The organism is Mesorhizobium sp. M4A.F.Ca.ET.020.02.1.1 (assembly GCF_004022645.1).
In the GTDB taxonomy this organism is placed as follows: domain Bacteria; phylum Pseudomonadota; class Alphaproteobacteria; order Rhizobiales; family Rhizobiaceae; genus Mesorhizobium.
The window spans coordinates 1-11,394 of record NZ_RZOI01000116.1; the positions used below are offsets into that span (position 1 = coordinate 1).

An 11,394-nucleotide genomic window follows, 5' to 3' on the forward strand; every position below is an offset into this window, starting at 1 on the left:
GTTATATACTTCTTCAATAGATCGCTTTCGCGTCGTTCAACGAGGTGCCAATAGGGTTGAATTGTGGCTCTCATTGTTTTTTCAAACACGAGGCACTTGTCCTTCTCCACCTGCTGCTCCGTCTTGTCGAGCATTTTCGACACTAAGGCCGTGCAAGCCTTCCGTGTCCAAATCTGGAAAAGGCAACTGCTCCGCAGCGTTGGCGAATTGCGAAGTCAGCAAAGTTGTCGCAAGAAAAAGGATTCGCACCATGCCCACCTGTATGCCCTCCGTAGATCGCACCCAGCTTGGAGTGAGGAAGCAATAGTGTCAAAAGGGAAAATATCCAAGAAGCGATATCCCTGGAGGTTGCTAGCGCAACGCGTCTGACCCATTGGTGCGGATCAAGTCCATCACAGTTCTCCTTTCATTGCGGTTGTGCGCCAAGGCAAGGATATCGTGCAAAAGGCACTCCCTTGCTACCATCCCCACCTTGGTGTAATCGCTCCACGTCACTCAAACGTCTCGAAAGGAGGGCTGCGTGTTTATCGATCACCATCGTCAGCGTGGCCCGATTTCTGCCCTGCGAGCTTGCTTGCAGGGCTGACCAGGACGGTCCGGGAACTTCCCGCTTCGATTTTTGGTCTGCCCTTCGTGGTGCCGCTGAGCTTGGCCTGATGGCCGGTCCGCGCACCGTCAAAGTGCATCAGCCGGACACCGGCAAGACCAGAGAAATCGACATGGCCCTGATCAGCCTCAAATCGCTCGGCGTCACCATGAGTGCGCCGCTCTTCTCCAACCTCGACCTCAGCATCGGCGCGGGCGACCGGCTCGGCATCGTCGCCGCCAACGGCCGCGGCAAATCCACTTTGCTCAAATGCCTGACCGGCGAAATGGAGGCCACCTCCGGCGACATCACCCGCACGCGCGGCCTGCGTGTCGGCCATGTCGAGCAATCCGTCCCCGACACGCTTCTCGACCGCAGCTTCCATCAGGTGGTGGCCGATGCCTTGTCGCCCGAGCAGGCCGATAGCGAGTTGTGGCGGGTAGACATCGTTCTTGATTCCCTCGACGTGCCGGAAGAGATGCGCGGCCGGCCGATGCGCGCGCTCAGCGGCGGCTGGCAAAGGCTGGCGCTGATCGCCCGCGTCTGGGTCACCGATCCGGACGTGCTTCTGCTCGACGAGCCGACCAACCATCTCGACCTGGCGAAAATCGGCCAGCTGGAAAACTGGCTCATCGGACTGCCGCGCGAGGTGCCGGTGGTGATTGCCAGCCACGACCGCGCCTTCCTCGATGCCACCACCAACCGCACGCTGTTCCTGCGCCCGGAGCAGTCGCGGGTGTTCCCGCTGCCCTATTCGCGGGCGCGCGAGGCGCTCGATGAGGTCGATGCCTCGACGGCGCGCAAGTTCGAGCGCGACATGAAGGTCGCCCAGCAACTCCGCCGCCAGGCGGCCAAGCTCAACAACATCGGCATCAATTCGGGCAGCGACCTGCTAACCGTCAAGACCAAGCAGCTCAACCAGCGGGCGGAGAAGCTGGAAGACGCGGCCCAGCCGGCGCATCGCGAGCGCTCGGCGGGCGCGCTCAGGCTCGCCAACAGCGGCACGCACGCCAAGGTCTTGATCACGCTCGACGACGTGGCCGTGGAAACGCCCGACGGCACGCTGCTGTTCCGGACCGGCAAGCGCCACATCTGCCAGGGCGACCGCATCGTGCTGCTCGGCCGCAACGGCGTCGGCAAGTCGCGCTTCGTCACCCTGCTCCGCAACGCCGTCACCGAGCCGGAAAGCGCGCGCAACGTGAAGGTGACGCCGTCGACGGTACTCGGCTACAGCGACCAGGCTCTGTCGGGCATGAGCGGCGACGACACGCCGCTGGCGATGGTGACGCGCAGATTCGACATCGGCGAGCAGCGCGCCCGCTCGCTGCTCGCCGGCGCCGGCGTCGCAATTGACATGCAGGCGCGCCGGATCGGGCTCTTGTCGGGCGGGCAGAAGGCGCGGCTGGTGATGCTGGCGCTCAGGCTTGCCAATCCCAATTTCTACCTGCTCGACGAGCCTACCAACCACCTCGACATCGATGGCCAAGAAGCCTTGGAAACGGAACTGCTAGCGCATCAGGCGAGCTGCGTTCTCGCCTCGCACGACCGCGCCTTCATCCGCGCCGTCGGCAACCGCTTCTGGCCGATCGAGAAGCGGCGGCTGACCGAGGTCGACGACCCCGAGGATTTTTTCCGAGCGGCCGCCGAAACGGGCGGTTGAGGTAGCTCGACAAAAAAGTCCCGACGACCTGTCGGATCGCCGGGATGCGCCACGTCCTTGGGATGCCGACACGATAATGCCGGCATCAACCAGGGAGAATTCATCATGTCGGTCCTGTCATCCATCGGTCGCATCGCAACCCGGTACGCGGCGGCGCGCGCCCGCTACCGCAGCGAGCGTATCTTGCTTTCGCTGCCTGCCGAACTGCGCAAGGGCATCGGCGTTCCGGAAATCTTCGACGTGCAGAACAGCCGTCGCGCCCGCGCGGCAACCTGCTCGGCCAGGGTGATTTGACGGGCGACCAGCCCGGCGCGGTTTCGGCGGTTCTAAAAAAATCCGAGACCCGTGTAGGATCGCGGCCGCCTCGTTCGTCCTGTGGTTCGCAAGGTCAGACCAAAACGCAAAGAGGAGCAAGCTATGACCGACCAGACCCCCGTTCAGCCGGCAGCGAAAGTGCTCGGCGGATTGACCCCCTATCTGCAGCTCGACGGCGCCTTCAAGGCTGCCGAATTCTACAAGAAGGCTTTTGGCGCCGAGCAGGTGTTCTTCTATCCGCCGGATGAGCAGGGCCGCACCATGCACATCCATCTCCACATCAACGGCTCGACGCTGATGATCTCCGACTTCTATCCCGAGCACGGCATGTCGCCCGTGAAGCCGCAGGGCTACACGATGCAGCTCCATCTCGGCAGCGACGACATCGAGGCCTGGTGGAAGCGCGCCGTCGACGCCGGCTGCGAGGTCGTCATGCCGCTGCAGGTGATGTTCTGGGGCGACCAGTGGGGCAACATGCGCGATCCGTTCGGTGTCGAATGGGCGATGAACGCGCCTGTCAAGAAGGCATAGGAGAAGCACGATGTCCTATGTCGATGGTTTCGTTCTCGCCGTCCCCAAGGCAAATCTCGACGCCTACAAGAAGATGGCTGGGCAAGCAGGCGCCATCTGGATGGAGTACGGCGCGCTTTCCTATGTCGAATGCATCGGCGACGACGTGCCCTATGGCGAGCTCACCTCGTTCCCGCGCGCCGTGCAGGCCAAGGATGACGAGGTCGTCGTCTTTGCATGGGTTGTCTACGAGTCGCGAAAACGGCGCGACGAAGTGATGGCGAAGATAATGGTCGACGAGCGGCTGAAGGCCGATTGGCCGACAATGCCGTTCGACGGCAAGCGCATGATCTTTGGCGGCTTCCAGACGTTCATCGAGCTTTGAGCCATCGCTTCGTCATACTATGGCGGAGCAAGGAGCGAAGCGACGCGGCGCAGACCATAGTATCCATGCCGTGACCTAAAGGCGCTGCAACGGTGCAGAATTCTGCTCCGCTGCATCCTTCGATCGAGGTCACGGAATGGATCCTAGGGTCTTCGCGACGGAGCTGTGCTCCTGCTTCGCCCTAGGATGACGAAGCTGAGATGCTTCGGCCGGTGACCAGCACGCTACGCCAGCCTGTCCAGCAGCGGCTTCAGCCTGTCCCCATAACGCTTCCACAGGTCGACCGAGCCCTGATACATCGGCTGGCGCACCTGCGCGGCCGAGGCCGTGCGCACCGGACGGTCAGTCTCGTGGAAGGACAGCACCTTGTCGTCCCAGGGCAGGCCGAGATGCGCCATCAGTGCCCGCGTCTGCCCTTCCTGGTCGGCAACGAAATCTTCATAGCGCACATCGTGCACGACGCCGGGCAGCACGTTGCGCCAATGCGCCATGATGTCAGTGTAGAGATTGTGGAAGTCGGCGAGCTCGCCGAGATCATAGCCGTAGCGGTGGCTGTCGCCGCGGAAATGCACCTTGTAGATCGACAGGCAGGTCGCCGCCGCGTCGCGCGCGCAATGGATGATCTTCGCATGCGGCAGCATCAGATGGATGAAGCCGACCAGCAGGAAGTTGCCGGGCATCTTGTCGGTGACATGCCTGAAGCCCGAATAGCGGGCATGCAGCATGTCGAGATAGGCCTCGCCGGCCTCGGCAAAGGCCTTGTCGGGCATGTCGGCGATGCCTTGCGGAAAGCCGCCCTTCATGGTGAGCGGGAACTGCTTGCCGACCGCTGTCTTCAGGATGCTGAGCTCGCCCGCGCCATAGACCTGCGGATGGCTGGCGATGATCTGCTCGACCAGCGTGGTGCCGGAACGCGGCATGCCAACGACGAAGATCGGCGTGTCGTCGGCGATCGAACTTGGCTTGTGCTTTTCGAAGAACGCCTTGTCGAAGGTCGCCTTCATCGCCTCGAATTCGTCGCGCGTCCTCGCCGGGTCGTACTCGATGCCAGTGCGGCGGATGGCGTTGCCCTCGGCGAAATAGTCGAAGGCGCGGGGATAGTCCTTGAGGTCGTCATTGGCCTTGCCGAGGCCGAAGGAGAGCTGCATGCGCGCCAGGCTTCCCTGCGGCGCCTTGGCGTGCTGCGCCTCCATGCCGGCGAGTTCGGCGTCGCGCTCGGTCTGCCGCTTGACCTGGGTCAGCAGCAGCCAGGCCCTTGCCATGGCGGGATCGATCGCCAGCGCCTGCCGGGCAAGGCTGGAGGCCTCATCCAGCTTGCCCTTCTCCATCATCCCGACGCCCAGCCCGTATAGCAAGTCGGCGTCCTTCGGCCGGATCGTCAGCGCCTCGCGGAACACCGCGATCGCCTCGTCCAGCCGTCCCGCCTCCTGCAGCGTCTCGGCAAGGCCGATGCGGGCGCGCACATGAAACGGGTTGCGCCCGATAGTGCCGCGATAGATGTCTTCGGCGCCCTCGAACTGGCCGAGTTGCTTCAGTGCCGAGCCGAGATTGTCGCGCGCCGCCAACTGGTCCGGCCGCAACGTCACCGCCTTGCGGAAATAATCGACGGCGGCCGCGACGCGGCCGAGGTCGCGCAGCACGGTGCCGAGATTGTTGAGGAAATCGGGATTACCGGGCTGCAGACGCACCGACTGCTCGATCAGCGCCAGCCCGTCGGCGCTGCGTCCGGTCTGGTGCAGCAACAGTCCCAGGAAATGCGCGGCGGCGGCATGGTTCGCCTTCTGCGCCAGCACCTGCCGGTACAGGATCTCCGCCTCTTGCCGGCGGCCGGCCTGATGCAGTTGCAGCGCCTGCTGCACGCGCTGATCGAGCCCCAGCGTCTGCCCGCCAGGGCCGGAAACCGCGCCTCGTCTTGGATCTCTGGTGATGGGAAACCTGCCGTGTTTGTCCGCTTGCCGGACCTAAGCCATGCGGCCGGCAGTTTCAAGACGCATCGGCTTCGCCGGTCACTGATGAAATTGCCCATCTCCTTGGCAAAGGGAGTCAGGCAGGACCTCGCCGCCCGGGACGGCGGGGTTCTATGTTCTCAGCACGGACCGTCGTCGATGATGCGATAGTCCGCCGCGCGGGCCTCGCAGGCATTCGGGAAAGTGCGCAGTTGCCCGCCTCGACGGGCACAGACCGGAGCGTATTCGCGGGTGCAGAATGTCGGCTCGTCGCCACCGCCGCCGTCGCGGCATGGGCCATCGCGCACGATGCGGTATCCGGCCCGATCGGCAAGGCAGGCATTGGCGAAGGTCTGGCGGTCGCCGCCGCGGCGGGCGCAGACCGGCTCATACTCCCTGGTGCAGAATTGCGGCTCCGGCCTTGGCGGCCGCGGGCGCGGTCCCGGTCCTTCGTCCACCACCACCGTGCATGCCGCAAGCAGTGCCGACAGGAACAGGAGAGCAAAGCCCTGTCGCGAGAAAAGCGTCGTAAGGAATTTCATCAATGCCTCCCGGCGCACGACCCCGAAGATCACGCGCAAAATCATAGTGCAATGGACCCGCTCCCGCGCAAAACACGCTTGCCGATCCTCGCCATTCCTCTGACAAATGCAACCCCCGTTTGCGGACGACATGGCGCTGCCGCTGGCGCCATTCGGCTGTCCGCGAGGGGCCGCTGGCCCATGCGTGGCCCGGCTCTGGCCGATGACCGGGCATGGCGCCGGGTCTATCGAAGTGCTGCGTCGGCGCGCTCATCGGGCCCACCCGCGGCGCTGTCTTGCAACCATCACGTTTCCGTGCGATAAATTCCGTGTTCGGGCATTTGCGACCCGGAGAGCGGAACGTTTTGGACGACCTTTCCCCGATAATGTGAATCTCTGACGGCCCCGTTTTTCGGCGGGGGGTTTGACCATGCGCCAATGCATGACTGCCGAAGCAACCACCGGGACATGCCCAAGGCGCCAGCGGCGGGCAAACCATATTAAGACTGACACGGGTGAGAGGAGTTTCCCCCAATGGCCCAGACCGGCACCGTAAAGTTCTTCAACGCCACCAAAGGCTTCGGCTTCATCACGCCTGACGGCGGCGCCAAGGATGTGTTCGTCCACATCTCGGCGATCGAGGCTTCGGGCCTGCGCACGCTGGTCGATGGCCAGAAGGTCACCTTCGACGTCGAGCCCGACCGCATGGGCAAGGGTCCGAAGGCGGTCAATCTCCGCGCCGCCTGATCGATTGGCCTAAGCATCGGCCTGCGCGGAGGAGCGACGGGCGCTGCAAAGGTCGTGAACCGGCTTCCGAGCCGTAGCTGAATTCTCCTAGGCGCGACGGGCCACCGTCGCGCCTTTTCCATGCCTGACGCAAGACATCCGAAGGGTGCCGCGCATTTGAGCTAACAGCCTGCATCAAAACAATAATTCAAATCGCGGCGCGCAAAGCGCGGCGGACGCAACACGCTCTCGAAATGCCTGCCATGCGGCGCAAAAACTTTCTCTTGCCGATAGCGCTAAAATAAAGGACAAATTTCCACTCGGGCATTTGCCGGCCCGAGACTGACTTTATGGGATCAAAGGAGCTTCCCATGCCGCAGACCGGCACCGTCAAGTTCTTCAATCATGCCAAAGGCTTCGGCTTCATCACGCCGGACGATGGCGCGAAGGATGTCTTCGTCCATATTTCGGCCGTGCAGGCGTCGGGTCTTCCCGGTCTTGAGGATGGGCAGAAAGTGACATTCGACACCGAGCCGGACAAGCGCGGCAAGGGTCCGAAGGCCGTCAACCTGTCGATCGGCTAAGCCGGTTCAGGACAGACCTGGCGGAGACTGATGAGGCGGGTCCGCTCTCGCCGGGTCTATGGTTTTGCGCAAGCAATCGAAATGTCAGGCCGGATTTCGTTCAGCCTCCGTTCAGCCACGGTCTCTTATTAACCTTTGCTAAAGCCGGTCCGCATCCCCCCGAAAATACACGGGCCGGCGCGAAGGAGACCGAAATGAACCGAATTCTCAAGACCGCCATTCTGTCCACGGGCATCGCCGCGACCATATTGGCCACCTTGCCGGCGGCCAATGCCGATGACTGGCGCTGGCGCCGTCACCATCACAACCACAACGACGCCCTCGCCGCCGGCGTCGTCGGCCTTGCTGCCGGCGCCCTGATCGCCGGCGCGTTGAGCAACCCGCAGCCTCGCTACAACAGCTATTACGAGCCGGGCTACGACGACTATGACTACCGCTATGTGCAGCCGGCTCCGGTTCGCCGCTATTATGCGCAGCCGCGCGTCGTCTATGCCGACCGCTATGCGGAACCGTGGACCCGTGCCTGGTACGAATATTGCTCGGACCGCTATCGCACCTTCAATTCCCGCACCGGTACCTTCACCGGCAATGATGGCGAGCAGCACTTCTGCGTCGCCAACTGAGGCTTCCCTGCCCCTAACAAGAAAGCGCTGACCGCAAGGCCAGCGCTTTTTGTTTGGGGCTCCTTTAGGCGCTCACCCAGGGTGTGTTGAGATTCAGGTCAGGCCGAGCCGAGAGCGATGGGTTCCGAGAACCGGAGCGGAGCGTACTCAAAGTACGTGAGCACCGGAAGCGCAGGAACCCACCGCTCGCAGGCCGGCCTCACCTGAATATCGACACACCCTAGGTCAGGAACGGATTGGTGCGGCGCTCCTCGCCGAAGCGGCCTCCGGGGCCGTGGCCGCAGATGAAGCCAATGTCGTCGCCGAGCGGCAAGAGCTTTTCCTTGATCGAGGCGATCAGCGCGGCGTGGTCACCGCCGGGCAGGTCGGTGCGCCCGACCGAGCCGCGAAACAGCACGTCGCCGACATGGGCGAACTTCGCCGCGCGATTATAGTAGACGACATGGCCCGGCGCGTGCCCGGGGCAATGCAGGACCTCGAACACGTGGTTTCCGAACGACACGGTCTCGCCTTCGGTGAGAAACCGGTCGGGCACGCAGTTGCGCACCGCGTCGGTGACGCCGAAGCGCTTGGCCTGGTTCTCGAGGTTGGCGAGCAGCGGCCGGTCGGCCTCGTGCGGGCCGATGATGTCGACGCCGAGCGCCTCCTTCAACTCCATCGCGCCGCCGGCATGGTCGATATGGCCATGCGTGATCCAGATCGCGCCGGCCCTGATGTCATTGTCCTTCAGCACCGACAGCACCTTGTCGATGTCGCCGCCGGGATCGACGACCACACCTTGTCTGTCGTCCATGTCGAAGAGAATCGTGCAGTTCTGCTGGAAGGGCGTGACCGGCACGATGCCGGCATTGAGCTGACCCATGATTGTCCTTTCGCTGTGTCTTCCCCGATGTAGAGAGACTGACGAACGGCGTCCACCGCTTGCCAAACGAAAATGGGCGGCCGCAGCCGCCCACGCGAAACCCGGGGATTTCGGGCCTTTACTTCTTCATCGCGTTCAGGACCGCGCCGATGATGCCGGTCAGGATGGCGCCGCCGCCGGCACCGCCGAGGATGTTCTTCAGGTCAATCGCACTTCCGATTCCACCCGCCGCGGCTGCCGGGTCGACAGCGCCACCGCCGAGCAGGCTGCCGAGGATGGCCGCGCCGCCGACGCCGCCGATCGCGCCACCGAGGATTTTGGTTAGCTGTCCCATCGCCGCCTGCTTCAGCGCAACGCCTACTGCCTGACCACCGATAACACCCGCAATCACCTGCACAATGATCGCAACGAGCGTGTTCGTATCCATGTTAACAGTCCCTCCATAACTGCCAGCCTCCTCGGGCCGACGTCATCATGAGACGCTGAATTGGATGAAAGTCAAATGCACCGAGGCTTAAATAAAAGGGGCGGCCAGAAAACCGCCCCTGTAAGACAAAAAAGCTGTGACTTATCGCTATTCTGCGGCGATAGCATGCTTTGGTTGCACTGCAGCAGAATAATCATTCATCAATGTCTTGGCGATTTCGCCAACCTCGAATCGGTATGGACCGATCTCCGAAACCGGCGTCACTTCAGCTGCCGTGCCGGTAAGGAAGCATTGTTCGAAGCCTTCGAGCTCTTCCGGCATGATGGCGCGCTCGATCACTTCCAGGCCGCGCTCCTTGGCGAGGCCGATGACCGTGCGGCGGGTGATGCCGTCGAGGAAGCAGTCGGGCTTCGGGGTGTGGATCTTGCCGTCCTTGACGAAGAAGATGTTGGCGCCGGTCGCCTCGGCGACCTGGCCGCGCCAGTCGAGCATCATGGCGTCGGCATAACCTTTTGCCTCGGCCGCGTGTTTGGAGAGTGTGCAGATCATGTAGAGGCCGGCGGCCTTCGAGTTGGACGGCGCGGTGCGTGGATCGGGCCGGCGCCATTCGGCGATGTCGAGGCGGATGCCCTTCAGTTTCTGCGCTGGATCGAAGTAGCTCGGCCACTGCCAGATGGCGATGGCGCAGTTGATGCGGTTGTTCTGCGCCGAAACCCCCATCTGCTCGCTGCCGCGCCAGGCGATCGGACGCACATAGGCGTCCTGGAATCCCTGCTTCTTCAAAAGCGTGCGGCAGGCGTCATCGAGCTCTGCGACCGTATAGGGGATCTTGAAGCCGAGCAGGCGCGCCGATTCATGCAGGCGCTCGGTGTGCTCGGTGAGCTTGAAGATCGCGCCGCCATAGGCGCGCTCACCCTCGAACACAGCACTGGCATAGTGCAGGCCATGGGTCAGCACATGAATCTTGGCGTCGGCCCACGCGACGAACTCGCCGTTCATCCAGATGAAGCCGTCCAGTTGGTCGAAAGGAACGGATGCCATGGAAACCTCCCGCGGGCGCAAACCCGCACATCGTTGTCGTATAGCCGCGGCACGCGGCCGGTGTCCGGAAGCGTAGGCGGATATCAAATGTATGGCAAACTCAGGAAGTTCCGGAAAAACGGGCTCCCCTTGCCTTTTCGTTCGCAATCCGCCGAAAAGCTTGTCAAAAATTACCATTGCCGGGAAATTACGTCAATAGTACTGACATAATTCCCGTTCGCATGGAGACGAGATGACGGATCAAAGCCACGCCGCCGGAAAACCGATCAGGACCGCGATCACCGACGAGGACGGCATCGACTTCGCCATCATCGAATTGCTTTTCTTTGCCTATCGCGACTTCACCTCCGATCCGGACCAGATACTGGCCGACTATGGCTTCGGCCGCGCCCATCACCGTGTCCTGCATTTCGTCAACCGCAGGCCGGGGCTGACGGTCGCCGAATTGCTCGACGTGCTCAAGATCACCAAGCAGAGCCTGGCGCGCGTGCTCAAGCAGTTGATCGACACCGACCATATCGTCCAGTTGCAGGGTCCGCGCGATCGCCGCCAGCGCGAACTTTACCCGACCGCCAAGGGCCGCGCCCTGGCATTGGCGCTGGCGCGGCCACAGTCACGCCGCATCCGTGCTGCATTGGAGGATTCCGGAGCCGCCGACCGCGCCTCGATCGAACGTTTCCTCGAAGCGATGGTCAATCCGGAACTAAGAGCGCAGATCGACATTGTGCCTGCGAAAATATCGGGGAAAAGCCATGGAGACCATTGAGAGGGTTGATCATCCGACAGCACCGGACGATGACGCGCCGCATCTGCTTGTGGTCGATGACGACACCCGTATCCGCAACCTGCTCAAGCAATACCTGTCCGAAAACGGCTTCCGCGTCACCGTCGCCGGCAATTCCGGCGAGGCCCGGCGCAAGCTTGCCGGCCTCGATTTCGACCTGCTCGTGCTTGACGTGATGATGCCGGGCGAAACCGGTGTCGACCTCACCAAGGCGCTGCGGGCGGAAAAGAACGTTCCGATCCTCATGCTGACGGCGCTCTCCGAGACCGACAGCCGCATCACCGGTTTGGAGGCTGGCGCCGACGACTACCTGCCGAAGCCATTCGACCCGCGCGAGCTGATCCTGCGCATCAACAACATCCTGCGCCGTGGCGGCCCGGTGGCGACTCCCAAGGTCGAGCAGCTGGTATTCGGCCCCTACACC

General features: G+C 62.8%; 14 protein-coding genes. 9 read left to right on the forward strand and 5 right to left on the reverse strand.

Features of this window, described 5'->3' with window-relative positions:
• Positions 1-719: 719 nt before the first annotated feature.
• The 4 genes from EN742_RS10550 to EN742_RS10565 all read left to right on the forward strand — a co-directional run bounded on the left by EN742_RS10550 (position 720) and on the right by EN742_RS10565 (position 3,456).
• Positions 720-2,246, forward strand: coding sequence for an ABC-F family ATP-binding cassette domain-containing protein (locus EN742_RS10550; RefSeq protein WP_126059385.1), 1,527 nt, complete (start codon positions 720-722; stop codon positions 2,244-2,246).
• Positions 2,247-2,351: 105 nt separating this feature from the next.
• Positions 2,352-2,540 (forward strand): hypothetical protein, encoded by a 189-nt coding sequence (locus EN742_RS10555; protein WP_128332782.1) that lies wholly within the window; start codon positions 2,352-2,354, stop codon positions 2,538-2,540.
• A 123-nt stretch (positions 2,541-2,663) separates the two neighbouring features.
• Entirely contained in the window at positions 2,664-3,092 is a 429-nt protein-coding gene (locus tag EN742_RS10560; protein ID WP_127286563.1) for a glyoxalase/bleomycin resistance/extradiol dioxygenase family protein, read from the forward strand.
• A 10-nt stretch (positions 3,093-3,102) separates the two neighbouring features.
• Positions 3,103-3,456 (forward strand): DUF1428 family protein, encoded by a 354-nt coding sequence (locus EN742_RS10565; RefSeq protein WP_126058705.1) that lies wholly within the window; start codon positions 3,103-3,105, stop codon positions 3,454-3,456.
• Positions 3,457-3,680: 224 nt separating this feature from the next.
• On the opposite strand, the gene EN742_RS10570 is transcribed toward EN742_RS10565, so the two are convergent.
• A complete protein-coding gene (locus EN742_RS10570) occupies positions 3,681-5,315 on the reverse strand; it encodes a sulfotransferase (protein ID WP_126058704.1) in 1,635 nt (544 codons plus the stop codon).
• A gap of 227 nt (positions 5,316-5,542) precedes the next feature.
• Positions 5,543-5,944 (reverse strand): Kazal-type serine protease inhibitor, encoded by a 402-nt coding sequence (locus tag EN742_RS10575; protein ID WP_126058703.1) that lies wholly within the window; start codon positions 5,942-5,944, stop codon positions 5,543-5,545.
• A 513-nt stretch (positions 5,945-6,457) separates the two neighbouring features.
• On the opposite strand from EN742_RS10575, the gene EN742_RS10580 reads away from it, so the two are divergent.
• The 3 genes from EN742_RS10580 to EN742_RS10590 all read left to right on the forward strand — a co-directional run bounded on the left by EN742_RS10580 (position 6,458) and on the right by EN742_RS10590 (position 7,856).
• Positions 6,458-6,670 carry a cold-shock protein gene (locus tag EN742_RS10580; protein ID WP_006202520.1) on the forward strand — a complete coding sequence of 71 codons (213 nt, stop codon included), beginning with the start codon at positions 6,458-6,460 and terminating at the stop codon, positions 6,668-6,670.
• Positions 6,671-7,020: 350 nt separating this feature from the next.
• Entirely contained in the window at positions 7,021-7,233 is a 213-nt protein-coding gene (locus EN742_RS10585) for a cold-shock protein (protein ID WP_006202521.1), read from the forward strand.
• A gap of 194 nt (positions 7,234-7,427) precedes the next feature.
• Positions 7,428-7,856 carry a BA14K family protein gene (locus EN742_RS10590; protein WP_126058702.1) on the forward strand — a complete coding sequence of 143 codons (429 nt, stop codon included), beginning with the start codon at positions 7,428-7,430 and terminating at the stop codon, positions 7,854-7,856.
• A 220-nt stretch (positions 7,857-8,076) separates the two neighbouring features.
• On the opposite strand, the gene EN742_RS10595 is transcribed toward EN742_RS10590, so the two are convergent.
• The 3 genes from EN742_RS10595 to EN742_RS10605 form a co-directional block, all read right to left on the reverse strand.
• Positions 8,077-8,718: an MBL fold metallo-hydrolase gene (locus EN742_RS10595; protein ID WP_126058701.1), complete on the reverse strand. Its 642-nt coding sequence runs from the start codon at positions 8,716-8,718 to the stop codon at positions 8,077-8,079.
• Positions 8,719-8,836: 118 nt separating this feature from the next.
• Positions 8,837-9,145, reverse strand: coding sequence for a hypothetical protein (locus EN742_RS10600; RefSeq protein ID WP_126058700.1), 309 nt, complete (start codon positions 9,143-9,145; stop codon positions 8,837-8,839).
• 147 nt (positions 9,146-9,292) lie between these two features.
• Positions 9,293-10,186, reverse strand: coding sequence for a branched-chain amino acid aminotransferase (locus tag EN742_RS10605; RefSeq protein WP_126058699.1), 894 nt, complete (start codon positions 10,184-10,186; stop codon positions 9,293-9,295).
• Between the two features lie 232 nt (positions 10,187-10,418).
• On the opposite strand from EN742_RS10605, the gene EN742_RS10610 reads away from it, so the two are divergent.
• The gene (locus tag EN742_RS10610) at positions 10,419-10,952 is read left to right on the forward strand and encodes a MarR family transcriptional regulator (protein WP_126058698.1); all 534 of its coding nucleotides are present in this window, start codon (positions 10,419-10,421) and stop codon (positions 10,950-10,952) included.
• Positions 10,939-11,394, forward strand: a 456-nt coding sequence (locus tag EN742_RS10615; RefSeq protein WP_128332783.1) for a response regulator, incomplete at its 3' end; no start/stop codon positions are given. The genes EN742_RS10610 and EN742_RS10615, both read left to right, overlap by 14 nt.